Below are 24581 nucleotides of genomic sequence, written 5' to 3' on the forward strand. Positions count from 1 at the left end.
CTTTAGTTAATTAAACTTCATGTTTATTGAATAACGAATCAACTGACTGATTATGATAAATCAAGTTAATTGATTTAGCAAAAGTTCGTGAAACTGAAAGAATTTTTAATTTATCAAATTGTTTATCCTTGGGAACCATAATCGTATCTGTTGTAATAATTTTGGTATAGTCTGAATTTCTTAGCCGTTCAACAGCTCCATCAGATAAAATCGGATGAGTTGCACAAGCATAAATTTCGGTCGCACCAGCTGCTTTCAGCGATTTGGCCGCTACTGCTAATTTGCCGCCGGTATCAATCAAATCATCAAACACAATGCAGCGCCGCCCCTTAACATCACCAATGATCGTAGCCTCTTCAGTTGGAATTGTTCGATCTTGACCATTAGCTACATCTTCATCACGTTTATCGACGATTGCGATCGGTGCTTTTAGTAATGTTGCTAAGTTACGCGCTGCTTTGACCCCATTATGATCAGGAGCAATAACAACAACATCATTTTTAATTCCATGTGAAATAAAATACCGTGCTTGAACAAAAATTGCCAATAAATGATCAACTGGAATATTGAAAAATCCCTGTAATTGACCGGCATGCAAATCCATGGTTACAATCCGATCAGCTCCAGCCATTTGTAAAAAGTTCGCAATTAATTTAGCGGTAATTGGTTCCCGCGGTCGAGCCTTACGATCAGCTCGTGCATAACCATAATATGGCAATACAATATTAATTGTTCCTGCACTTGACCGGCGTAAAGCATCAATCATAATCATTAATTCCATGAAATTTTCATTGACGGGATCTGAAATCGACTGAATAACAAACACATCTGCTCCACGAATACTTTCGTTAATGCTGATCTGAATCTCACCATCACTAAAGTGTTTTACCGATGCCTGACTCAAAGGCTGACCCAACTCACTAGCGATTTTTTCTGCCAATGCGGGATTTGAATTCAATGCAAATAATTTCAGAGCTGCTCCTGTCTGTTTGTTGCTCATGATTGCCTCCAATGTATTATTTTTAATTAATTATAACCAACTAGCCAAGCAAATTCTATCTTTTACAGCAAATTACTTGCGAATCTGTCCATTGCCGCGAACTAAATACTTAGTCGTTGTTAATTCCGGCAGTCCCATTGGCCCACGCGCATGCAATTTTTGGGTCGAAATACCGATTTCAGCTCCAAAACCATATTCAAAACCATCAGTAAATCGGGTCGAGGCATTCACATAAACTGCCGCTGCATCAACAGCTGTTAAAAAATGTTCACTATTCTCGTAATTTTGTGTAACAATCGTTTCAGAATGCTTTGTGCCATGCTGATTAATATGTGAAATAGCTGCCGTTAACGATGGTACAATTTTAATTGCCAAAATCAAATCATTATATTCTGTATCCCAATCAGCTGCCGTTGCTGGAACTATAGTTGAACCCAGCAATTGTTGAACTTTTTCATCACCCCGCAGTTCAACCCCAGCTGTCCTCAACTTATTAGCTAATTCAGGCAAGAAAGCTGCTGCAATTTTTTCATGTACTAACAATTTTTCCATTGAATTGCAAACTGATGGTCGTTGGCATTTTGCATTTAAAATAATATTTTCTGCCATGGCAAAATCAGCTGATTCATCAACGTACACATGACAATTTCCAGCACCAGTTTCAATTACTGGCACAGTTGCCTGCTTAACAACCGCTTGAATCAGCCTAGAACTGCCACGGGGAATTAAAACATCCAAGTATTTGGTTAATTGCATTAATCGTTTAGCTGTTTCGTGTGAAGGATCACTGATAACTTGAATGGCATTTACTGGCTGCTTAAAATCAGCCAGTACCTGCCGCATAACAGCCCCCAACTTCAAATTCGTCTGTAAAGCTTCTTTACCACCACGCAAAATAACCGCATTCCCTGATTTAAAACATAAGGCAGCCGCATCAACCGTAACATTTGGTCGTGCTTCATAAATAATTCCAACTACTCCCAATGGAACATGCTGCTGAACGATTCGCAATCCGGCATGATTAACCCAACCGCGTTCAACTGTTCCAACTGGATCTGGCAGCGTAGCAACTTGTTCCATGCCTTGTGCCATCTGTTCAATGCGTTCACTGGTCAACCGTAAGCGATCGATAAACTTTTGCGGTAAATTATCTGCTGCCAGTAAATCCTGTTGATTAGCTGTTAATATTGCCGTTTGCTCAGTACGCAAAGCCTGTGCCATTGCTTGTAAAACTTGATTTTTAGCTGTCGTCGCTAATTGTCCTAACTTAAAAGCGGCTGCTTGCGCTTGTTTGCCGATCTGTTCTAATTCAGCCGTCATTTCTGCGTTTCCTCCTTAATTATGCTTGAAAAAGCGTACCCATTTCTTCGCCGGCAACCAATTTAAAAATTATTGATGGATTTTTACCACTTGCTAAAATCATTGCTCCGCCGGCCTGCAGCATCATTTGAGCAGCTTTAAGTTTTGTGGTCATCCCGCCGGTACCCAACTTAGTACCACTTCCGCCGGCATGACTGAATAACTGATCATCCACTTGTTTGACACGTTTAATCAAAACTGCATCTTTAAATTTTCGCGGGTTTTTATCATAAAAACCTGCAATATCTGAAAGCATCACCAACAAATCAGCATTGACAGCCGTTGCCACTAATGCCGACAGCTGGTCATTATCACCAAAACGCGTGTGATGGTCAAGCTCATCCACCGCAACGGTATCATTTTCATTAACAATTGGAATTACTCCTGCGGTTAATAAACTTTCAAACGTATTTAAAACATTTTGCCGGCTGGTCGGAAAATCAACGACATCATGAGTCAAAAGAATCTGTCCGATTTTTTGACCATACATTGAAAAGCGTTGCTGATAAACTGTCATCAGCTCCGTTTGCCCAATTGCCGCGATTGCCTGCTGTTCTGGAATAGCTGCCGGCCTTTGGGTCATACCAAGCTGACCTAAACCAGCTCCAATAGCTCCTGATGATACTAAAATCACCTGTTTGCCCTCATTAACCAGTCCGCTTAAGGTATAGCACAGCTGATCGATTGCCAATAAATTAAGTTTGCCATTTTGATGAATCAAAGTGCTGGTCCCAATTTTAATTACAATTCTGGTTGCTGCCAGCTTACGCATAAATCTTTTCACTCTTTCTATAATGAATTAATTAAATAGATTTTAGCAGTCCAATTGTTAAAGCTCAATGATTTGTTCTTAAACTTTCGGTGGCTGCTGAACGGTCTTTTCTTCTGAATGCCGGGTGACTTTCAACCAGTCAATATAATTTCGATTGAATTCGACAATTTGCAAATTAAACTGACCAATTGTGATTACATCATTAAGTTTAACTTTATAGTTTTCCAACAAATACCCAGCAATCGTGACGCTGTCAGATTCATCAAAGTCACGATTTCTTGTTCGGAAAAAGCGTTCAAAATCATATAGCGTCGTTTTCCCCGAAACACGATAAGAACCATCATCCGCTTTAATAATATACTCACTGGAGACATCATCAATTTCGTCTTTAACAACTCCGAAAAGTTCTTCATAAATATCTTTATCGGTCACAATTCCGCTGGTACCACCATATTCATCCAAAGCGACTACAATCGGGGTCTTTTTGTTAATCATCTGCTGCAGTAATCCTTGAATTGGCGTAACTTCAGGCACCGTAATAATTGTTCGCAACAACTTGCTGACGCGAATTGTATCATCTACCTGCGCCTGCCGAATTAAATCATAGACATAAACATAACCAAGGATTTTGTCTTTATCATTATTAGCAACCACTGGAAAACGGCTAAACCCCTTCCGTAGATAGTTATTGATAACTGTTTTAACTGTATCTGTAATGTCAACAACTTCAAGGCTGGTACGATCGACCATAATATCCTTAGCAATTTTATCATTGAAATCAAATGCCCGTTGCATATAAAGCAGGTCATTCTTATCCAGTTCTCCACCGCTGACAGCATTACGCGACAGTCGCAAGATTTCTGCTTGCGATAAAACATCATCGCTTTCATCAGCTGGTCGCAACCCCATTAAATGGATGATTGCTCCCGCTGAAACATTTAGTAGCCAAACAAAAGGATAAAAAATAATATGAAAATAGTGTAGTGGCGTAACCACTGCCATCATCATTTTCATCGGTTTATCAATACTTAAGTTTTTGGGGACAATTTCCGTCAAAACAACTTCCAAGTAAGTCAAAAGTAAGATGCCCAGTACCGCTCCTGCTATATGCAGTGAACTGCTGGCAATCGGCGTAATTTTCAACGCATCAACAATCAGTAATTCAATCGTTTCTTCACCGATCCAGCCCATGATAATGCCGGCCAAGGTAACTCCGACTTGCGTTGTTGATAAATATTCGTTTAAATTTTGGACCATTTTTAAAGAGCGTAATAATTTTTTGCGATTACCACTGCCAGATTCTAGTACACTCTCTAAAGCACTTTTGCGCGTTTGAACCAGCGCAAACTCGGCGGCTACAAAAAAAGCGGCCATAAAAAAAACAATTAGGATAATAACCAGATTAACTACCAGCTGACCATCCGTCAAAATTCATTCCCCATTTCAATCAAAATCTACATTAAGTATCATAACATTTTCCTAAAGGCCATTATACTCTAACTTCTTGCAAAATTTGCAATCGTTGAAACTGAATTTACAGTTCAATAAATAAGAAAGGCAGAGGCCAATATAATGGTCCTCTACCTTATCGTTTTATATCAAGATAACATTGGGCAAAAATTACGTTTACCCAGCAATTCAAGATAGTCCTTATTTGATTACAAAAACCATCTCATCCATTTGTGATTCAATACCATTAAATATGATATCAACATTATTTAGCCAAATTTTCAGCTAACTGTTTTAGATTCTGAGCAACCAATGTTACTGCCTGCTGTGGCAAGTTTTTTTCAGACCACTGAGACACTTCCCCCAAGGTATCGATTCGGAGACCAGAAGCATTTAATTCTGGTGATGTTAAAATCAGATTGGCTAAGATTTCCGTTTCTGCATCATTCTCGAAAAAATTATCAACCCGATTATTATTTGCAAATGGCAAATTAATTACACCGGTCTCTAACGCAATAATCACCGTTTGGTCGGCAAAGTTCAATGGCTGTTCAATTCGCCCCAAAGCTTCCGAAGCAATCAGTTTAGAAAAGTGATCAAACAACGGCTGCAATATCTTGACAAGTTCTTTTTCGGTAACTTTTTCGTTGGCATCAGCAGTAGTCAAAGTCTGAACCTGATAATCTGCTGCATCAATTTGCTGAATAAAATCAGCAACTTTCATTTTCATAAATTCACATCCAAACTAATCAAGGTAAAGCACTTTATCTTGATTAAAGATTCTTATTCATATTAAAAGCTAGTTCGGATAATGTCAAACTTGATGACATTTAATTACTAACTGGCAACAACCCTTTTATTCAAATAATTCAAATTCGTTTTTCTAAATAACTTGATTTGCCAAGCAAAACCTGTCTAATCTGCCGACTAAACATTTGCCGCGAAATTATCCGCCAAGTATTAATTGGTTGTTGTAAACCGGGAATTTTTCCCAATTTTAATAAGACTTGCGCCAATAACCAATTACTATAACGATCCTTATCATAAATCAATCCCGGATAAAGTAAGACTGTTCGTTGACCAAGTTTTTCTCGCAAAATTTGTTCCATTTCTTTTTTGACAGTTACATAGTTTTTTAAAAAAAAGGGAGCTTTGTTCGCGGAAACAAAAATGAATCGTGTTTGACCAGTTGCCTGCAGCTGCTGGATCAACGGCTGCAATGGTGTAATAGTCAATTGACGATAAGTTTTACGATTTTTTGCAAATAAAAAGCCGATTAAATCAATAATCCAGTCGGCTTGAACTACCTGTGAAATCCAATCGACAGTCGGCTCCTGCAGATTAGCCTGCAGCCAAGTAACTTGCGGAAACTTATGTCGCAATTCAGCATTACCACCAGAACGTGACAAACTAGTAATTGCAAAACGCTGATCATTAGCCAGTTCGGCCAGCAGACCACGACCAACAAATCCTGAACCACCCAAAATAACTACTTTGATTGTTGAAGCCATTTCTTTCACCCATCCTTTATTTGCCAATGTTAAAAAAATAAGACAAACTTTTATTTTTTTAAACACTGAAAGAAAATAGCGATTAAGCTACTCTCTTTATCAGTTAAACAAAAAAACTGCTGTTTGTCTCATTATTCGGAATTTATTCTTCAAAATTTAAAATTTAGTTGGTCGATAAGCAACTTCAAGCGCATTCAGTTTAAAAGAACTGCCGCAAAATATCTTTGAACGGTGGCAATTCAGGAATCTTCCAATAGTTTTCTAGATACTCTTGACCAAATTTCATATAGCCCTTTGCTTCGTCCATTACAATCTTCCCAGGTAATGGTGCATTGTCTTTAACATAGGCATTGATCAAAATCGGTTTGTCGGTAATCTGATAAGCTTTATCCAATGCCTGCTTGAATTCTTCGTTACTCTTAACCGTGATTCCAACGCCACCACAAGCTTCAGCAAACTTAGCATAATCCATATCTGCTAAATCAATTTGATAATTTAATTGACCAGCTGACTGCTGTTCATACTCGATAAATGCCAGCTTCTGATTATTAATCACCACACAAATAATCGGTAGTTTATATTTAACTGCTGTTACGAAATCCTGCATAACCATTGCGAAAGCACCATCACCATTCAAAGTTAGGGCTCGCCGATCGGGATAGGCAACTTGGGCGGCAATTGCTCCTGGCAAGCCACACCCCATAGTTCCCAACCAAGCAGAAATCGCAAACTTCTGGGTTTCTTTAACATGCAGGAAACGAGCGCTCCAAGAAGTTGAGGTACCAACATCAATTGAATACATTAAATCATCTGGTGCCGTTTCATCGATATAGGCAACCATGCTTTCCGGTGAAGCAGGTGTAGTTGCTAACTTACGTTTAGCAGCCATCCATTTATTCCAGTTAGCCATATTTTTTTGACAAGCAGCTAAAAAGTTATTGCTTTCACGCAATTTTCCTTGCTGATTGAGCGCAGCAATAGTTTTAGCGACATCCCCTTGAATTGCCACATCAACTGCATAGCGTTTACCTAAGTTTTCAGCTTTGACATCAACCTGTATGCATTTGGCCTGACCCTTATTCGGCAAGTATGGTCGATAAGGATAATTGGTTCCCAAAAGCAATAGTAAATCGGCACTTTTCATTGCTTCATAAGCTGGTTTGGTCCCTAACTTGCCCACATTTCCCAAAGAATTAGGATGGTCATCAGCAATTATCCCCTTTGCCGGCAAAGTTTCAATAAAGGGGATTTTATTTGTTTCGACAAATTTTTTAATTTCCGCTCCAGCATCCTTAGCACCAACGCCTAATAAAACGACTGGTTTATCAGCCTGCTGAATCAAATCTGCGGCTTGTTTCAATTGCGTTTGATCCAATGACGGTTTTGCCAAAGAAAAAGCTTTAGCTGAAGAATTATAAGGTGTTTTCAAGGTCTGATCTGGAATATCATCTGGAATGGTCAAGACTGCCACGCCCTTATTCTCATAAGCACTACGAACCGCTTGATCAACAACTTCTGCCAAATTATCAACTGAGGTAATTGTACGATTAAAGACAGCTACATCATCAAATAGTTTAGGTGTGTTGACTTCTTGAAAATAACCTTCGTTTAAGGATTTGGAAGTTACCTGACCTAGTAAAGCTAAAACCGGTACATGATCCATCTTGGCATCATACAGACCATTAAGCATGTGAATTGCTCCGGGTCCACCAATTGACAAACAAACCCCTAGTTTATCAGTATACTTTGCATCCGCTGCTGCTGCTAAAGCCGCAACTTCTTCATGTCTGACTTGAATAAACTTGATTTTTTCTTTTTGGCGCCGTAAAGCATCAATAGTTGTGTCAATTGAATCGCCGGGTAAACCATAAACATTTTTTACGCCCCAATCGACCAATACTTTAACTAACAGATCCGAACCCTTTATATTTGCCATTATGCAACACTCCCTCAATAATTGGTTCCGAAAATTGGTTCTTTATCTATTCTAACGCTAAAAAGGTTTTGCACAATAATTTTTTGCCCATTTTTCACAAAAAAAATTTTGTTCATCACCTAAGAAACAGTAATTTTCACTAAATGAAGTCCTTATGTGACTAAAATAGCAAAAACAATCAGCAATAAATTCACAAAGATTAACCAACTAGCCATAGTTAGTTTGATAATTCACTAGCAATTTTGATCACAAAAAAAGTATTCTTCACTCATCATTATAATTTAGAAGAATACTTTAAATTTTAATTTCTAAAAATTAGCGGCCAACAACCACTTTAGTGCCTCTAGGGATATTATTATAGAACCACTTGGCATCTTTAACTGACAGCCAAATATTGCCATGCGTATTAACTGCAGCCTTCTTTCCTAGCAAACGAGCCTCACTGGTTAAATAGTGTTTCTGAGCATCAGTTGGAACTGTTTGAAACAAATGCTTGCCTTCACCTTTCCAAGAAACCCAATATTTGCCGCCTTGTCCTGTTTGCGGGTTAAAAAAGAATTCGCCTTGCTTGGCTTCTATTTTATAAGTGCCCTTTGGAACGCGAGCAGCTTTTTCTTTTGTCTTACGCGTTGTTGCTGCATACATTGTATAAATAATCTTTTTGCCTGACATTATGTATACTCGTTGTGCCGACAATGAAACTTTTACTGAAAGTTTCACAATTGCTGCCGCTTTAGGATATTGAGTCGTTTGTGAAGATTTCCGCCAACTTATCGGATAGCGCAGATGCTGACTATGATAATCAACCTTTTTCTGTTTACTTTTTTGAGCAGCTTTTTCTATCCGAACTGCATTTCGCTGTTCTGAGTGTTTAACATAGATGTAACTCCAGCCTGCCAAAATCACAAAAATAACAGCTACTATCCAGGCTAAAATTCTCCCCTTTTTCATTAAAATCCACGCTCCTACTTTTGATTTAAACGAATATTTTCAACATTTAAAACATGATCAACCCATCCTTGATAGAAATCTGCCTCATGCGTAACTAATAAAACATTACCGGCAAACCCCATCAACGCTTTTTTCAAAGCCGCCTTGGTTTCATCATCTAAATGGTTTGTTGGTTCATCCATAATTAAAAAATTGCTTGGTTTTAATTCCAATAAACATAATTTAACTTTAGTCTGTTCTCCACCACTTAATAATTTGATTGGTTTCATAATGTTCCCTGCCGTTAATCCGACACGAGCCAATCGCTGGCGAATCAATTTAGCTTCCAGCTTAGGATACTGATCATGAACAATTTTTAACGGTGTTTGATCAGGATGCGACCAACTCAAATCCTGACTAAAATAATTAACTACAACTGCATCTGTAAAACTCGCTTGTCCATTAAAAACCGGAATCTTCCCTAAAATTGATTTAATCAAAGTTGATTTACCAACACCATTAAATCCTTGTAAAACCATCTTTTCTCCATGACTTAAAGTAAAGGTCACTGGCTGTAGCAATGGTCGCTGATAGCCGACTGACAGGTTTTTAACAACTAAAGTTTCCGCTGATAACAGCTCAAGGTAAGGAAACTTGAAATTTGCCTGTTTGGCTGTTTCTGGTGGATCAACCAACTCCAGCTTATCAAGTCTTTTTTGCCGTGATTTAGCCAGAGTTGAGCGTGAACCAGCTTTATTTTTTCTAATGTAAGCTTCATCTTTTTCAATTTGACGTTGCTGTTTAGCATACGCTTTTTGCTGCGTTTCTAATTTCTGCTTTTTTTGTTTCAATGCCGACTGAAAACTACCAGTATATTTCGTGATCTTACCTAATGAAACATCAATTATGGTATTCGTAATTTGCTCTAAAAAATTATAATCATGCGAAACTACCATAAAGCTGCCCCTAAAAGCATTCAAATAGTTGATCAACCATTCAATATGCTGCACATCCAAATAATTAGTAGGTTCATCTAATAACAGCATATCCGGTTGTTCTAATAACAACTTCGCTAAAATAATTTTAGAGCGCTGGCCACCACTGCACTCAGCTACTTGCCGATCTTTGCCTAAGGCATCAATCCCTAATCCAGTCATTACCTGCTCAATTTTGGTTTCCAGTTCGTAAAAGTCGCCAGCTTCAAGTTGCTCTTGGTAGCGTCCCGCTTTAGTCAGCAACTCCTCATCAGCTGTTTGAGCGTACTTCTCATAACAAGCTGTTTGGGCTTCACTAATTTTATAAAGCCGGGCAAAAGCTGATTTTAAAAAATCAAAAATCGTCAAATCATGCGCCGTTTGGGCATACTGATCTAAATAGCCGATTTTTATTCCCGGCTGCCATTTAATCTGCCCATCATCGGGTAGTTGCTGACCGGTAATAATCTTGATCAAGGTACTTTTACCCGCACCGTTTTGACCGATTACACCCATGTGATCTTCTTTATTTACGCGAAAACTTGCCTGATGATACAGTTGCTTATCTGCAAACGACTGCGACAAATTTTCAACTTCTAATATACTCATTTTTTCTTCCTCTCAAATTGAAAGTATATCATACTTTCAATTGCGGCTCTTAATTCTGTGCAAAAAAAAACCATCATAAAACGTTAAAACGTCTCATGCTGGCAAGTTAACTTTAAAAACCTTAATTGGCTTTTTCTTCTAATTCGGCACGACTTTTTAAGAATTTTAAAACCGCCTGATGCTGTGCACGACGTTTTTTAATGTTCTTTTGATTGACCGGGCGACGATCATTAGCAACACCTACATGAGTATTTTGTGACATCTAACGCCCCTCCTTTCAAATTAACTTACGCATTTTTCAATTCTATACTGAATTACCCTTTTTTTCAAGTTATGTTATCAATCTACTGATATCAAACCTTGCGCTGACGACGACTGCCACTTTCTTGTAAACTGAGTTTAAGCAAGTTTTGCAAAATATCAACTTGTTCGCGGTACAACTCGTCCATCCCTAATTTCTGATAAAGTGCAAAGGCCGCTGACACCATTTTAATTCCTTGTTCGTAGTCTCCTTCTTGAATAACTTTAAGTCCCTTAAAGAAATCCTTGCAGCCGTTAGCATAAACATTATCTGCTGCTACTTCAATATGATCCAATACGCTGAAATAAAGTGAAGCTTGCGTTTCATGGCGAGTTTTAACAAACAACAAAATTGCCTCACAAAGAACTTTAATCTTCAAATTTTCCATATGAGTGTCTTGAATATCATCATCATTAAACCACTCATGGTCACTCAATAATTTATCAAGTGATGATCCGTCAAACATAAAAATTGCATCCGCTAAGAATTCATATTCATAGTGGCTCCAGTATTTACTGCGTGAAAAATAATGAACTACTTCTCTTCGCTCCGGCAACAGACTTTCGTGATGTCCAAAATATTTTTTCATTGCTTGAGCAACAATTTTTAAATTATAAAAACGCATCAACTGGTTATTTTGATAATCTCGGTCGATTTTTTTCTCCAATAAACGGACTTCATTAAGATTTTTTTGTTTGAAAGCCTCCCGCAAAGATTCACGATATTCTTCATAATGTGTTCTTTCATTGTTTTGCTTTTCAAAAAGCGCAATAAATTCGGTTGAATCGACATTCAAGCGATCAAGAATGTGAAGAAATGTGTCTGCTGTTGTTTCAACTAACCCGCTTTCGTACTTGTAGTACATCGATCGTGACAACAATCCATCATAGATCGTTTTAGCTTTGATTCCCTTAGATGTGCGAATACTTCTAATTAATTCTCCCGTTTTCATTATATTAAACTTTCCTCCACTCTTAGTGTTATAAAATATACAATCGTCTAAAAAATATTTTTTTGAATACCTACATGCCTTAAAATTGAATTTTTTTTAAAGCACTACAAAATCCTAATCTTAAGCCACTTAAATTATATATTTTTCTAAGCTTGTTAATGTTTTTTTCACTGTAACCTTTTCTTCGAAAACTATTACTTTTATTAAGTACCAAGTTCTTACTTAAATATAGTACCAAATAAGAACACAAAAGTAACCAATTATTTCAATAATCTGCAAAAATATTTAGAATGTCTTTATTAGTAACTAATTAGTTCGATGCTAAAAATACTAGTAATTCTGTTTTTAAATAAAAAACCAACAGCAAAAATTTGACTCTGCTGTCGGCAAAATATTAATTGTTTATTCGCTATTTGTAAAAATATTGTTACCTATTTATTTTTTTCTTTCAATGTATCCCGAATCTCTTCTAACAGCTTAACCTCAGGAGTTACGGGTTCTGGGGCTTCTTCCTCTTCATGATGTGGTGTAAGCTTATTAACTAGTTTTACAATTAAGAAGACAACAAAAGAAATAATCAAAAAGTTAATAACTGCATTTAAGAAACTGCCAAACTTAAAAGTAGCATCTCCAACTTTAAAAACCCAATCAGAAAAATCAATACCACCGATAAATAATCCGATAAATGGATTAATTAAATAATCTACTAAAGATTTAACGATTGCTGTAAAAGCACTCCCAATAATTACCCCGACTGCCAAATCAATTACATTGCCACGTGAAATAAACTCTTTGAATTCTTTTATCAAAAACTGCACTTCCCCTTTTATATAATAAAACCACTTTAGCAAGCCCAAAAAACATTTTCAAGTATTAACACTGAAAAATATACTTTTATCTGATAAGTGAGTCAAAAACTTTTCGTTATTATGGCAGATATGATAACTTAAAATAAATAACAGAAAGGAATCAACTCTACGATGAAAAAAAAATATCACCAACTTTCAATTAATGAAACGCTCAAAACTTTGAACGCTACATCAGCGGGACTACCAGCAACCGAGGTTGAAAAAAGATTAGCACAATTCGGCAAAAATGTCTTGGCAGCTCAAAAAAATGCTTCTTTAATTGAAAAATTCTTCAATCAATTCAAGAACTTGATGATTATTATTTTACTAGTCGCAGCCGTCATTGCTTTATTTGCCGGCGATTTATCTGATGCGATCATTATTTTTTTGGTAGTTGTTTTAAATGCCGTTTTTGGTGTTTTCCAAGAAGCTAAAGCAGAAAATGCCATTAATGCACTCAAAAAAATGACAACACCTTCCTCACGTGTTAAACGCAATGGAAAAATCATGATCGTCAAAAGTTCCGAATTGGTTCCTGGCGACATTGTCCTACTAGAAGCCGGTGAAATCGTTCCAGCCGACTTACGCCTGCTGGAAACCAGCAATTTAAAAATTGAAGAAGCAGCTCTAACTGGTGAATCCGTTCCAGTTGATAAATCTGCAGCTGCCTTGACTGAAGCTGAATTGCCGTTAGGTGACCGGTATAATTTAGCCTATATGAATACCAATATCACTTATGGAACTGCTGAAGGAATTGTCATTGCAACTGGAATGCAAACCGAAGTTGGAAAAATTGCAGCAATGCTTAACCAAACAAAATCGGCTGTTACTCCACTGCAAAAAAACATTACCCATCTAAGTAAGTTACTAAGTATCTTGGTCTTGTCAATTGCCGCTCTGGTTTTCATTATCGGAATCGCGTTGAACCGTTCAACTATCTTAAATATGCTGCTGACTTCAATTTCTTTGGCAGTAGCGGCTATTCCCGAAGGACTGCCAGCAATCGTGACCATTACTTTAGCTTTAGGAACACAAGTTATGGCTAAGAAAAAAGCGTTGATCCGCAAGTTACCCGCAGTTGAATCCTTAGGCGCAACTCAAATTATTGCTTCTGACAAGACCGGTACTCTGACGCAAAATAAAATGTCAGTTGAAAAAATTTATCGAAACCAGCAATTGGTATCTGCTAAAGATTATACTGTTCAAGCTAATGATCCCTTGATTCAAGCCATGATCTTAGCTAATGACAGCCAACAAACGGAACAAGGCTTAAGTGGTGATCCGACTGAAACAGCACTTATTCAGTTTAATCTTGAGCAAAACTTTGCAGTAAGTGACTTAAAGAAAACTTTCCGTCGCCAAGCATCAATTCCATTTGATTCTGAAAGAAAATTAATGTCAGTCGTTACTCAAGATCCGCAAGCTACCGAGCAACTATTATTTACCAAAGGTGCACTTGATGAATTACTGCAACGTTCCACACAAATTCTAGATGATGGTCAAATCCGATCACTAACAGCAGCTGACCAGCAAAAAATTCTAGCCGCTAATCATCAACTAGCCACCCAAGCTTTGCGGGTATTAGCGTTTGCTTATACGCCATTTAACTTAAAAAAAGTTCAACCGTTGTCATCAGCCACTGCTGAACAAGAATTAATTTTTGTCGGGATGGTTGGAATGATCGATCCGCAACGACCAGAAGTCAAACAGGCCATTGCTGAAGCCAAAAGTGCTGGGATCAGAACCTTAATGATCACGGGAGACCATCGAGATACGGCAACAGCTATTGCACAAAGATTGGAAATCATTGATCCGGCAGATAAAGATGGCGTCATTACTGGTCATGAATTAGATCAGTTGCCAGCAGCCGAATTAGACAAACGAATTGAACAATGGTCCGTCTATGCCCGGGTAGCTCCAGAACATAAAGTAAAAATTGTCAAAGCTTGGCAGAAAAAAGGGAAAGTAGTTGCCATGACTGGTGATGGAGTTAACGATGCTCCCGCCTTAAAAACAGCCGATATCGGCGTAGGGATGGGAATTACCGGAACTGAAGTTGCCAAAAATGCCAGCGATATGATTCTATCCGATGATAATTTTGCTACTATTATTGCTGCTGTACGTGAGGGCCGGCGCGTATTTGCCAATATTCAAAAATCAATCCAATATTTGCTGTCAGCCAATCTAGGCGAAGTCCTGACACTTTTTCTAATGACAATGTTAGGCTGGGATATTTTTGCACCTGCGCAAATTCTATGGATCAATCTGGTTACCGATACTTTCCCGGCAATTGCTTTAGGAGTTGAAAAAGCTGAGGGTGATATTATGAAACGGGCTCCGCGTGAATCCAAAGCTACTTTCTTTTCCGATGGTGTGATGTCAAGTATTCTCTATCAGGGACTACTCGAAGGTGGACTAACACTTGGAGTCTACTGGATCGCGATTCTCTTTCCATTCCACCATTCAACTGCGTTAATTCATGCTGACGCGCTTACAATGGCCTTTGCAACCCTAGGATTAATTCAGCTATTGCATGCATTTAATTCAAAATCTTTGCATGGAACAATTTTTACCAAAACATTGTTTAATAATCGAACCTTCAATTGGTCGATCGTTTTAGCAAGTATTTTGATGTTTGCAACAATTTTAGTTCCAGCTTTTAATGCCACTTTTAAAGTTACAACACTAGTTTGGCAACAATGGTTGGTGGTATTGATCGGTGGCGCCTTAATGCTAGTAATTGTTGAATTGGTGAAATTCGGTTATCGAGCTGCAGCTAAAAATAAATAAGTTTTAAGAAATAAGCATGTGTGCCTGACATGACGTGTAATTTCAGGCAAATGAATAACAAAATAACTTAAAAAAGCAAGCCAGTTTCGGGATACAAACTGGCTTGCTTTTTCTATTTAGATTTTTCTTACTATAACAAATCATTTTCCTTTAGGTAGGTTTTACTGTTTAAGAAAAATAGCTAACTTAGTCGAAAAAATATTGCTACATATAAATAACCAACAACGAAATCCAAATAATAAAACCAATTGGATTTCGTGGATTAATCGCTAATTTTTTCTCAAAGCCTGACCATCCTTAGCCATTTTTTTACATTAGCTAAGAACATCTCCTTTGATTTTTAAGCTAACGAACGCTAATATCACCGCCATCCGTTACTAAATGATAAGCTGGCAACATGGACTGATTTGTCTGCCATGAATGTCGCCCATGGTTAAATATCGAAACGTCTCCTCCATCTGCATCAGTACTTACTTGAACATGCCGCCGATTTGGAATTTGCACATTAATATCACCACCGTTTGACTTGGCAGTTAATGAACCTATCACTTGGTTATTCATCAGGTCAATATTATCGCCGTTAGTACTAATTCTACTATCTTTAAGCTTGGTTGCAGTAATTGTCACGTCACCACCATCCGTTGAAATTTTATTGATGCCGCCAGAAAAATCAGCATTTTGATAGTTTAAATCACCATCATCACTACTCTGATTAATCTCTGCTGCCGTCACATTTTTCAGCGTGGTATCATCAGTATCCACTAAATCAAGTGCTGAATGAACCTTGACGTCTGTCATATCAACATCAGCATTTCCTGTCAGTTTAAAGTTATCGACCACTAATCCTTTTACTGAGATGCTGTTATCGGTTCGAACGTTAACCCTGGTTAATTGGTTATTTTTCGGCAACGTGATCGTGATTTTTCCGTCGTCAGTATTATCAGAGGTGATACTAAAACCACTCACTCGAACTCGATGTTTTGGAGTTCCTTTTACCGTAATAGTTTTGTTGACCTGAGATACCCGGTTAAATTTCGGATAAGAAATTGTGGGACGATCAACATTTCCAACTTGAAGAACAACCTTGCTTCCAGTTTTAAAATTAAGCTGATCAAAAGAGTTTAATTGTTTGGTAACCATCTTCATTTTTTGCCCTTGTTCATCAACCACCCGCAAACCGTTGTCCCAAACAATCGTTTTAAAACCGGTATGACCTCCAGCGACAGCCGTCAAAATAATTCCAACAATGATCATAGTAAATCCAATGATTGTCGATTTTTTCATTTTTACTGCCCCCTTCCGTGTTTTTCGGCTCGATTTTTAGGAACTGCTTTTTGATAAGCCCATCTGAAAAAATTGGTTACACCGTGAATTACACCATTAATTACCTTTGAAAATAAGGGAACCATCATCACTAGTACACCAATAACCGTGATACCAATTCCAGCATAAAGTAACCCTAGCCAGATATCAGACGATAAAATTCCAATCCCAATAATTAAGCTGCTAAAGCCGCCAACAACCACTGCAACAACCAATCCCAGCAAAGCGATAATAACTCCAAAAGCTGCTGCAAATATTGCAACTGATAAGCAAGCAAGTCCGAATGCCAGCGGAATAGTGATTGGTGTTGATAGTACCGCCAAAATAATTAGCCAAACAGTTCTAACATCGTCCTTTGGTTTGGTGGACCGCACTTTAGTACCGGCTTGGTCGGTATCGTCCATTTCCAAATTTTTAATTGAATAATCCGCCAAAACTTTTCGGGCTAATTGACGAGGTGTCCCCAACTCACGAATGCAGTCATCATAAGCGGTAAAGTGCCCATCCTGTAAATATTCTCGGTAAAAATCAACTACTTCTTTCTGTTCTTCAGCATCAAGTTGCTTTAGTAACGCGGAAAAATCGGCAATATAATCATTCATTAAATTCATCCCCCAACATGTTATCCACTCCGTCTTTAAATTGCTGCCAATCTTGTTGAACAAGCTTGAATTGTTGTTTGCCCGCTGCAGTAATTTGATAATATCGCCGATTTCGCCCTTGATAGGGCTGATCATACGTTGTTAGCAGCCCATTTTTTTTCAACCGGCGCAGAACTGGGTACATTGTCGATTCTGAAACTGCTACTGATTCCTGAATTTTCTGAGTTAATGAATAACCATAGTAGTCATTATTCATCAACAGCCCCAACACACATCCATCAAGGAGCTCAGAACTTATCTGAATCGCCATATTGTCACCTCTATAATACTATTTAGTATATAATATAATTTTATAAGTATGTTACCGAACTTCAATCAATTTGTCAATCACTATCCTCAATTCAGATGAAAAATAACCGTCTAGCTAGCTAACTCATGAATTCTTTTTAAACTATTAAAACAAGCAAACTTTCTCAGCGAAGTTTATCCAATTTCAATGCGTTAAAAATTGTGCAAACAGTTTCTTGATCCTAAATTTTAGACAAAAAAAGAAGTGGCTTTCACCACTTCCATAAAAATCTAATTTTTTAAAATTACCACCAAATCTGTCTATTTTCGAACAAGTTACTTTTTTAAATTAGAAATCTTTAAATAACTGATCTATTTGCTGATACTCAGCTGATGTTAGTTTAACACTTAATGCTTGAACATTACTGCGAACTTGAGCTGGTTTGCGTGCACCCGGAATGACAATACCAATTGCCGGATCTGCTAAGTACCAAGCCAAAATTGTTTGTGCGACAGTTGCTTCATGTTTAACTGCAATTTCTTTTACTTTTTCAATATTTTCAATAATCTGCTTGAACTGAGCTGACGTAAATTTATCAAATTTAGCAGCATCACTTAATTGATACTTGCCGGTTAAAAGTCCTGCAGCTAACGGAAAATAAGGTACGAAAGTAATCTTGTTCTCTTTTAAATAAGGGAACAATTTCTTTTCAGCCTGTCGATGCACCAAACTGTAATTATCTTCAACGATGTCTACTCCGCCGTCTTGGTTCGCTTCCTTGATTTGCTCTAAACTAAAATTCGAAACCCCAACAGCTCTAATTTTCCCAGCTTTTTTTAAATCGGTCAAAGCCGCAATGGCTTCTGCTTTGGGAGTTTTAGCATCTGGAAAATGAATATAAAAAATATCAATATAATCAGTCTTCAAGCGTTTTAGAGCTTCGTCCACAGCTTTTTTCAAAAAAGCTGGTTGATTATTGGGTTTCATATCCTGCTGTGAATCTTGAGCAGCTTTAGTCGCAATAACTATTTTCTCACGGTTATAGTCCTGAATAACATCACCGATAATTTCTTCGGAACGCCCTAAACCATACATATAGGCTGTATCCAGTAATTGAACCCCAGCGTCTAGCGCTGTTTTAACAACATCGTACCCGTCTTGATCTTGTAAATTCTGGAATAAGTTATGTCCACCGACCTTATTAGTTCCTAGACCTAACTTAGTAGAAGTAACTGAACTACTGCCAATATTAATTTTTGTCATACAAAAACCTCTTTCCTTCAGTGTAGTTTTATTATAAAAGCATTCTTAAACAAACAGCACTCTTTTTGCTTACTTTTGGAAAGAATTAAATTTTTTTGCGCTGTTTTCTCACCTTCTTTCATTATTTTCAACAACTTTCATCTAACTTGATTAGCCAACAAAGCTTTACTTAATCAGCTTTTTAACGGTTAGACTGATTTTTTTATAAGGCCTGCCTAAAAATAGTTTTCATCGTGGTAAATTTGGTGTACAATTAATTCAGCTCAGGAATGTAGAAAGGTGGTTATTATTTTGAGCGAAGATAAATCTAAGAATCAACGGCATAAACTCATTGAATATGCCAATGGTCCTTCATTAGAAGAAATCAATGGAACGGTAAAGGTACCTCATGGAAAAGGTTTTTGGAAAACCTTATTTGCTTACTCTGGACCTGGTGCGTTAGTTGCAGTTGGTTATATGGATCCCGGCAACTGGTCAACTTCCATTACAGGTGGACAAAATTTTCAATATCTTTTAATGTCCGTCATCTTAATGTCAAGCTTGATTGCGATGCTTTTACAGTACATGGCAGCCAAACTTGGAATTGTGAGCCAAATGGACCTTGCACAGGCAATTCGTGCCAGAACCGGAAAAGCTCTAGGAATTGTTTTATGGATTTTAACCGAACTTGCAATTATGGCGACTGATATCGCTGAAGTTATCGGTGCAGCGATTGCCCTTTATTTATTATTCCATATACCGCTTGTATATGCTGTGTTTATCACTGTATTTGATGTTTTGCTTTTATTATTACTGACGAAAGTTGGGTTTCGTAAAATTGAGGCAATTGTTGTTTGTTTAATTTTAGTTATTTTATTTGTTTTCGTTTACGAAGTTGCTCTTTCTGATCCAAGTTGGGGTGCTGTTTTCAAAGGTTTGATTCCAACTGGTGAAACCTTTGCAAGTTCTCCTAAAGTTGGTGGATCTAATCCTTTAAATGGTGCTTTAGGAATCATCGGTGCAACTGTTATGCCTCATAATTTGTATTTGCATTCTGCTATTTCTCAAACTCGTGAGGTCAATCATAAAGATGAAGAAGATGTTGCACGTACAGTTCGTTTTGCAACATGGGATTCTAATATTCAGTTATCATGTGCCTTTATCGTTAACTCTCTTTTATTGATCATGGGTGTTGCGGTCTTTAAGACTGGTGCTGTAAAAGATCCTTCATTCTTCGGTTTATTCCAAGCTTTGTCTAATTCTTCTATGTTAAGTAATGGAATTTTAATCGCTGTTGCTAAATCAGGAGCCTTATCGGTACTGTTTGCCGTTGCCCTATTAGCTTCCGGTCAAAATTCAACTATTACCGGAACTTTAACTGGTCAGGTTATCATGGAAGGCTTCGTTCATATGAAGATGCCACTTTGGTTGCGTCGTTTAGTAACTCGTTTAATTTCAGTTATCCCTGTTCTTATCTGTGTTGCCATGACAAGTAATGAATCAGATATCCAACAGCATGAGGCGTTGAATACACTGATGAATAATTCTCAGGTCTTCTTGGCCTTTGCGTTACCATTTTCTATGCTGCCATTACTATTAATGACTGACAGTAAAGTTGATATGCGTGGCGAAAGATTTGCAAATGCTCTTTGGGTAAAAATATTAGGATGGGTATCAGTAATCGCTCTAACTGTTCTGAATATGAAAGGTTTGCCAGATTCAATTGCCGGATTCTTTGGTGATAATCCAACCGCTTCCCAAATAGCTCTCGCAAACAACATTGCTTATGTCATTATTGTTGGAATAATTGCTCTGATCGTTTGGACAATTGTTGATATGCGTAAGACAAGTCATGAAATACTTAAACGGGCCGAAGATTAATCTCAGCTTCAATTCAACGGGGGGAAAAGTTAAGAATGACAAATTATAATGATGATGAAAAAACTGATTTTCACAGAATTCTAGTTGGTGTTGATGACTCTGAAGATGCCTTGTTAGCTTTTAATTACGCTATTAGACGTGCTAAAATCAGCGATGCTGAATTAGTCATTGTTTCCGTTCTTGAAAGTGATGAAATGAGCGTTTATCAAGCTTTAAACAAGGATTATGTTCATGGTGAGCGTAAAGAATTGGAACAACATATTCTCAAGTACCAAAAACAAGCTCAAGATGCCGGTGTTAAAAAGGTACGTTCAATCGTAGCAGAAGGTAACCCTGGGGAAGCAATTGTTAAAGATGTTATTCCTCATGTTGAACCTGACTTGCTAATTGTCGGTTCTTATTCTAAAAAAGGATTAGCCCGTCATTTTGGAAGCCAAGCTGCTTACATGGCAAAGTATTCACCGATTTCTGTCCTTGTAATTCGGTAATCGCAAAAAAAGAAGTGAATTTAAAATTCACTTCTTTTTTTTTGCCATTTTAAATTTATTGCCGTTTAGATAAAAGCCAAGAAACTATCCAAACCAAGATGACTGCTCCGATAATTGAAGGAACAATTGCCATCCCAGCCAACTGCGGTCCCCAAGAACCCAAAATCGCTTCACCAATCGCTGAACCAACTAAACCAGCAATAATGTTACTAATCCAGCCCATCGAACTGCTCTGACTGGTAACTGCACCTGCAATCGCTCCTATTATTGCTCCAACAATTAAAACCCATAGCCAATGAAGCATATCTCATCCTCTCCTTTCAATCTTAGAACTTTGGTTAGTTTAACGCTCCTATTAATCAATTTTTTTACTTTAATAGCCACCGCATTCGTGATTTCACTCAACCACCTTTAAAGCTGGTTTCTAACTGAATTCATCCATCCCAGCGAAGTCTATTATAGTAATTAAAAATATTAATAGCATCAACTAACTTCACGGCTAACTTATCACAGTGTAAAATATTATTCAAATTTTATGACTCAATGTCTATTGGTCTTTAAACAAATCGTGATAACTCGTTATCTGCTTAGCAGCTTTGCCAAACTATGATAGAATTAATTAAGAACTAACGCGAAAAAGTCGGCCTTATACAGACACACTTTAAAGCATCGACTATAAAATACGGGGAGATTATTTATATGAAAAAAAACAGCCGTACATGGATCATGACGGCAATTTTTATTGCAACTTTTATGACCTCAGTTGAAGTTACGATCGTTACGACAGCTTTACCAGAAATCATCAGTGCCTTGCACGGTCTGCGGTTTCAAAGTTGGATTATGAGCTCTTATTTGTTAACAACAGCCGTTTCAACTTTAATCTATGGTAAATTGGCTGATACTTACGGTCGAAAAAAATTGTTTCAATTAGGCGTGATCTTATTTACAATCGGCTCTTTTCTCAGCGGAGTCGCTGGTAATATTTTTTGGATGATTGCGGCACGAGCCTTACAAGGTTGCGGTGCCGGTGCAGTAATTCCATTGACTTTTACCATTATTGCGGATGTTTACTCATTCAAGGAACGGGCACGAATTATGGCTTTCACTAATACAGCTTGGGGGCTGTCTGCCTTGATTGGTCCGCTTCTAGGTGGCTTTTTAGTAGAAAATCTTTCTTGGCACTGGGTTTTCTTTGTTAATGTCCCCTTAGGGATCTTAGTTTGGCTGATCATGCAATTTCGTTACGCAGAACCTAAGCGCGATGTTACACGAATCGCAATTGATGGCTGGGGATGTTGCTGGCTGGCAATTGGGTTAACTGCTTTATTAATTGGTATTCAGCTTTTGCAACAGACTCCATTAAAAGGTTGGTTGCTGGTAATTGCTGCTCTGATTTTCTTGGGAATTTTTATCTTCCATGAATCCCAAACTGATCATCCTTTATTGCCACTGATGATTTTTAAAAATCGAACTTTTAATGTTCAAATTATTACTGCAACTATTTTAAGCGGCATTTTGATCGGTTATCAGATCTACTTTCCAATTTGGCTGCAATCACTTTACCATATTCATGCAACAGAAGCTGGTTTAGTCGTCACCTCAAGCTCCATCTGTTGGTTGTTGGCTTCCTTTACTATTGGACGATTATTAAGCAACTTTGCACCGCGACAAATTGCTTTAGTTGTAATTGCTATTCAAGCAGCAGCTTATGCTGGACTGCTGCTGGCCGGCAGCCATTTTCCTTATGGGTTATTTTACTTTGTAGCAGCTGTCAGCGGTGGCGGTATGGGGATCGTTATCACTATGAATATTATGTTAAGTCAGCAATTAGTTCCAACTGAACTAATTGCTTCAGCTAGTTCTGTGGTTACCTTAGGCCGTTCACTTGGACAAACATTATTAACCGGAATTTACGGCTCAGTTTTTAACTTAACGCTGAATTTTCATTTACCACAAAACCTGCAAGGAAAAGTTAATCAAGTAATTACTGGTAAGAGTGCTGCCTTACCGGTTAAAGAATTAGTATTAGTTAAAACAGCACTTTTAAGCAGCTTACATTTAGTTTTTCTAGTAGTGATCGGTTTATTCATTGTAGTTTTACTTTGTAATTGGTTTGATCCTAATCGGAAAATTATTAGTTAAAATTCATTGTTTCAGCAAAGTTAGTTGTTAAAAATGATTGCATTCCCCGTGGAATATCGAGTTCATCCATCTCGTGTGAATTAAGTTGATAACGTAAACGTTCTGGATGACCGGCTTGAACTTTAGTCAGCCATTCTGGTTCACGCAGCAACTCACGACCCATGGCAGCAAATGTAGCTCCTTGGGCTAAAGTTTCACTAACTTCTGTGGGAGAAGCTAAATTACCGACCACTATCAATGGTTTGCGCTGCTGTAAAACAGTTAAAATCTGCTGATTGATTGGTGAAGCACTTGGAGCTGACTTGATTGCCGGTCGCCAAGCTTGCCCTAGCGAAGTATGCAAATAATCAACCGGACTTTGAGCTAAAGCATCAACCAACTCCAGGGTATCAGCCAATCTGATTCCTGGAGTTTCAATTTCTTCTGGAGAAAAACGATAACCCAGCAAAAAAGGCTGACGAGCGTAGCGTTGAATTACTTGATGCACTTCTTCAATAACAGCTAATGGTAGTTTCAATCGATTCTGTAAACTACCGCCCCACTGGTCATGGCGCCGATTACTGTGTGGCGAGAAAAACTGCTGTAATAAATATGTGTTGGCACCATGTAGTTCCACTCCATCAAAGCCAGCCAAAATCGCGCGGCGCGTTGCCTTGCCAAAATCAGTAATTAGTTTTCTAATCTCATCTGTTGTCATAGCCGCCGGCACCTCAGCTTGCGGGCGAACAGCGGCAACCGCACTAGCACTCTGTGGTTGCTGCCCGCGTAAAATTTTTGAGTTTGTCATCCGACCGGCACTGAAAATTTGTAGAATCGCCTTACTGCCGCGGAGTTTAATTGTTCCTGCTAATTCAGTCAAGCTTGGTAACAATCGATCTTCTGCTGCAGATAATTCGCCTTCAAATCCCTTACCACGGGAATTAACATTGGCTACAGCTGTAATGATCATCCCCACACCTGAGCGGCGCCGATAAAAGCGCAATTCATCAGAAGTTACATTACCATCAAAAAAACTTGATTGCGTAGTCATTGGTGCCATTACGATTCGGTTATTAATCTGTAAACCATTTGAAAAACGATATGGTTTTAAAAAATTATCCATGTTGTTCTGTCTCCTTTTATAAAGCGCTGTCATTTAATTTATTATAGTTAATTATGCTGGCAACTGCAATTGCACTTCATT

The 24581-nt window shown here is 37.9% G+C and carries 22 protein-coding genes; 4 read left to right on the forward strand and 18 right to left on the reverse strand.

The genetic code is table 11. The annotated features are described in order from the left end of the window. Positions 1 to 10 precede the first annotated feature (10 nt). The 12 genes from FC89_RS07920 to mscL all read right to left on the reverse strand — a co-directional run bounded on the left by FC89_RS07920 (position 11) and on the right by mscL (position 12602). On the reverse strand, positions 11 to 1000 hold the full coding sequence (locus tag FC89_RS07920) for a ribose-phosphate diphosphokinase (protein WP_057872020.1): 990 nt from the start codon (positions 998 to 1000) through the stop codon (positions 11 to 13). A 72-nt stretch (positions 1001 to 1072) separates the two neighbouring features. Then, positions 1073 to 2320 (reverse strand): glutamate-5-semialdehyde dehydrogenase, encoded by a 1248-nt coding sequence (locus FC89_RS07925; protein ID WP_057872021.1) that lies wholly within the window; start codon positions 2318 to 2320, stop codon positions 1073 to 1075. A gap of 19 nt (positions 2321 to 2339) precedes the next feature. Continuing rightward, positions 2340 to 3131: a glutamate 5-kinase gene (gene proB / locus FC89_RS07930; RefSeq protein WP_057872022.1), complete on the reverse strand. Its 792-nt coding sequence runs from the start codon at positions 3129 to 3131 to the stop codon at positions 2340 to 2342. A 78-nt stretch (positions 3132 to 3209) separates the two neighbouring features. Next, entirely contained in the window at positions 3210 to 4559 is a 1350-nt protein-coding gene (locus FC89_RS07935) for a hemolysin family protein (RefSeq protein WP_057872023.1), read from the reverse strand. A gap of 286 nt (positions 4560 to 4845) precedes the next feature. Continuing rightward, positions 4846 to 5310, reverse strand: coding sequence for a hypothetical protein (locus FC89_RS07940; RefSeq protein ID WP_057872024.1), 465 nt, complete (start codon positions 5308 to 5310; stop codon positions 4846 to 4848). A gap of 139 nt (positions 5311 to 5449) precedes the next feature. Then, positions 5450 to 6091: an NAD(P)H-binding protein gene (locus FC89_RS07945; protein ID WP_057872025.1), complete on the reverse strand. Its 642-nt coding sequence runs from the start codon at positions 6089 to 6091 to the stop codon at positions 5450 to 5452. Between the two features lie 199 nt (positions 6092 to 6290). Further along, a complete protein-coding gene (locus FC89_RS07950; protein WP_057872026.1) occupies positions 6291 to 8027 on the reverse strand; it encodes a pyruvate oxidase in 1737 nt (578 codons plus the stop codon). Between the two features lie 315 nt (positions 8028 to 8342). Then, positions 8343 to 8978 (reverse strand): L,D-transpeptidase, encoded by a 636-nt coding sequence (locus FC89_RS07955; protein ID WP_057872027.1) that lies wholly within the window; start codon positions 8976 to 8978, stop codon positions 8343 to 8345. A gap of 14 nt (positions 8979 to 8992) precedes the next feature. Beyond that, complete coding sequence (locus tag FC89_RS07960) at positions 8993 to 10540, reverse strand: ABC-F family ATP-binding cassette domain-containing protein (RefSeq protein ID WP_057872028.1); 1548 nt, start codon at positions 10538 to 10540, stop codon at positions 8993 to 8995. Positions 10541 to 10661: 121 nt separating this feature from the next. Continuing rightward, positions 10662 to 10802 (reverse strand): hypothetical protein, encoded by a 141-nt coding sequence (locus FC89_RS12755; protein ID WP_169790216.1) that lies wholly within the window; start codon positions 10800 to 10802, stop codon positions 10662 to 10664. A gap of 91 nt (positions 10803 to 10893) precedes the next feature. After that, positions 10894 to 11793 (reverse strand): helix-turn-helix domain-containing protein, encoded by a 900-nt coding sequence (locus FC89_RS07965; protein WP_057872029.1) that lies wholly within the window; start codon positions 11791 to 11793, stop codon positions 10894 to 10896. Between the two features lie 431 nt (positions 11794 to 12224). Further along, entirely contained in the window at positions 12225 to 12602 is a 378-nt protein-coding gene (mscL, locus tag FC89_RS07970) for a large-conductance mechanosensitive channel protein MscL (protein ID WP_057872030.1), read from the reverse strand. 171 nt (positions 12603 to 12773) lie between these two features. Here mscL and FC89_RS07975 point away from each other — a divergent pair, with 171 nt between their 5' ends. Next, on the forward strand, positions 12774 to 15431 hold the full coding sequence (locus FC89_RS07975; protein WP_057872031.1) for a cation-translocating P-type ATPase: 2658 nt from the start codon (positions 12774 to 12776) through the stop codon (positions 15429 to 15431). 345 nt (positions 15432 to 15776) lie between these two features. Here FC89_RS07975 and FC89_RS07980 read toward each other — a convergent pair whose 3' ends face one another. The 4 genes from FC89_RS07980 to FC89_RS07995 all read right to left on the reverse strand — a co-directional run bounded on the left by FC89_RS07980 (position 15777) and on the right by FC89_RS07995 (position 18908). After that, positions 15777 to 16715, reverse strand: a complete 939-nt coding sequence (locus FC89_RS07980; RefSeq protein ID WP_057872032.1) for a DUF4097 family beta strand repeat-containing protein — start codon at positions 16713 to 16715, stop codon at positions 15777 to 15779. 2 nt (positions 16716 to 16717) lie between these two features. Beyond that, on the reverse strand, positions 16718 to 17356 hold the full coding sequence (locus tag FC89_RS07985; protein WP_057872033.1) for a DUF1700 domain-containing protein: 639 nt from the start codon (positions 17354 to 17356) through the stop codon (positions 16718 to 16720). After that, positions 17349 to 17666, reverse strand: a complete 318-nt coding sequence (locus FC89_RS07990; RefSeq protein ID WP_057872034.1) for a PadR family transcriptional regulator — start codon at positions 17664 to 17666, stop codon at positions 17349 to 17351. Before FC89_RS07990 ends, FC89_RS07985 begins: the two co-directional genes overlap by 8 nt. Positions 17667 to 17993: 327 nt before the next feature. Continuing rightward, entirely contained in the window at positions 17994 to 18908 is a 915-nt protein-coding gene (locus FC89_RS07995; protein ID WP_057872035.1) for an aldo/keto reductase, read from the reverse strand. A 291-nt stretch (positions 18909 to 19199) separates the two neighbouring features. Between FC89_RS07995 and FC89_RS08000 the strand changes: the two genes are divergently transcribed. Together FC89_RS08000 and FC89_RS08005 are read left to right on the forward strand one after the other, a co-directional pair. After that, entirely contained in the window at positions 19200 to 20768 is a 1569-nt protein-coding gene (locus FC89_RS08000) for an Nramp family divalent metal transporter (protein WP_057872036.1), read from the forward strand. 35 nt (positions 20769 to 20803) lie between these two features. Beyond that, positions 20804 to 21256 (forward strand): universal stress protein, encoded by a 453-nt coding sequence (locus FC89_RS08005; protein WP_057872037.1) that lies wholly within the window; start codon positions 20804 to 20806, stop codon positions 21254 to 21256. A 55-nt stretch (positions 21257 to 21311) separates the two neighbouring features. Here FC89_RS08005 and FC89_RS08010 read toward each other — a convergent pair whose 3' ends face one another. Beyond that, positions 21312 to 21560 carry a GlsB/YeaQ/YmgE family stress response membrane protein gene (locus tag FC89_RS08010; protein WP_057872038.1) on the reverse strand — a complete coding sequence of 83 codons (249 nt, stop codon included), beginning with the start codon at positions 21558 to 21560 and terminating at the stop codon, positions 21312 to 21314. A gap of 395 nt (positions 21561 to 21955) precedes the next feature. Here FC89_RS08010 and FC89_RS08015 point away from each other — a divergent pair, with 395 nt between their 5' ends. Further along, on the forward strand, positions 21956 to 23398 hold the full coding sequence (locus tag FC89_RS08015; protein ID WP_057872039.1) for an MFS transporter: 1443 nt from the start codon (positions 21956 to 21958) through the stop codon (positions 23396 to 23398). Here the strand turns inward: FC89_RS08015 and FC89_RS08020 are convergent. Next, positions 23391 to 24500, reverse strand: a complete 1110-nt coding sequence (locus FC89_RS08020; RefSeq protein WP_057872040.1) for an NADH-dependent flavin oxidoreductase — start codon at positions 24498 to 24500, stop codon at positions 23391 to 23393. The two genes, FC89_RS08015 and FC89_RS08020, sit on opposite strands and share 8 nt — an antisense overlap. Between the last annotated feature and the right edge of the window lie 81 nt (positions 24501 to 24581).

The sequence above is a fragment of the Liquorilactobacillus ghanensis DSM 18630 genome, from assembly GCF_001435235.1.
GTDB lineage: Bacteria > Bacillota > Bacilli > Lactobacillales > Lactobacillaceae > Liquorilactobacillus > Liquorilactobacillus ghanensis.

Bases quoted from the DNA above. Each gene is read 5' to 3' on its own strand.
- FC89_RS07955 (WP_057872027.1), bottom strand. From the start codon at position 8,978: ATGAAAAAGGGGAGAATTTTAGCCTGGATAGTAGCTGTTATTTTTGTG.
- FC89_RS08005 (WP_057872037.1), top strand. From the start codon at position 20,804: ATGACAAATTATAATGATGATGAAAAAACTGATTTTCACAGAATTCTA.
- proB (WP_057872022.1), bottom strand. From the start codon at position 3,131: ATGCGTAAGCTGGCAGCAACCAGAATTGTAATTAAAATTGGGACCAGC.
- FC89_RS07925 (WP_057872021.1), bottom strand. From the start codon at position 2,320: ATGACGGCTGAATTAGAACAGATCGGCAAACAAGCGCAAGCAGCCGCT.
- FC89_RS07920 (WP_057872020.1), bottom strand. From the start codon at position 1,000: ATGAGCAACAAACAGACAGGAGCAGCTCTGAAATTATTTGCATTGAAT.
- FC89_RS07940 (WP_057872024.1), bottom strand. From the start codon at position 5,310: ATGAAAATGAAAGTTGCTGATTTTATTCAGCAAATTGATGCAGCAGAT.
- FC89_RS08015 (WP_057872039.1), top strand. From the start codon at position 21,956: ATGAAAAAAAACAGCCGTACATGGATCATGACGGCAATTTTTATTGCA.
- FC89_RS07985 (WP_057872033.1), bottom strand. From the start codon at position 17,356: ATGAATGATTATATTGCCGATTTTTCCGCGTTACTAAAGCAACTTGAT.
- FC89_RS07980 (WP_057872032.1), bottom strand. From the start codon at position 16,715: ATGAAAAAATCGACAATCATTGGATTTACTATGATCATTGTTGGAATT.
- FC89_RS07975 (WP_057872031.1), top strand. From the start codon at position 12,774: ATGAAAAAAAAATATCACCAACTTTCAATTAATGAAACGCTCAAAACT.
- FC89_RS07950 (WP_057872026.1), bottom strand. From the start codon at position 8,027: ATGGCAAATATAAAGGGTTCGGATCTGTTAGTTAAAGTATTGGTCGAT.
- FC89_RS08020 (WP_057872040.1), bottom strand. From the start codon at position 24,500: ATGGATAATTTTTTAAAACCATATCGTTTTTCAAATGGTTTACAGATT.
- FC89_RS07995 (WP_057872035.1), bottom strand. From the start codon at position 18,908: ATGACAAAAATTAATATTGGCAGTAGTTCAGTTACTTCTACTAAGTTA.
- FC89_RS08010 (WP_057872038.1), bottom strand. From the start codon at position 21,560: ATGCTTCATTGGCTATGGGTTTTAATTGTTGGAGCAATAATAGGAGCG.
- FC89_RS07990 (WP_057872034.1), bottom strand. From the start codon at position 17,666: ATGGCGATTCAGATAAGTTCTGAGCTCCTTGATGGATGTGTGTTGGGG.
- FC89_RS12755 (WP_169790216.1), bottom strand. From the start codon at position 10,802: ATGTCACAAAATACTCATGTAGGTGTTGCTAATGATCGTCGCCCGGTC.
- FC89_RS07945 (WP_057872025.1), bottom strand. From the start codon at position 6,091: ATGGCTTCAACAATCAAAGTAGTTATTTTGGGTGGTTCAGGATTTGTT.
- FC89_RS07960 (WP_057872028.1), bottom strand. From the start codon at position 10,540: ATGAGTATATTAGAAGTTGAAAATTTGTCGCAGTCGTTTGCAGATAAG.
- FC89_RS07965 (WP_057872029.1), bottom strand. From the start codon at position 11,793: ATGAAAACGGGAGAATTAATTAGAAGTATTCGCACATCTAAGGGAATC.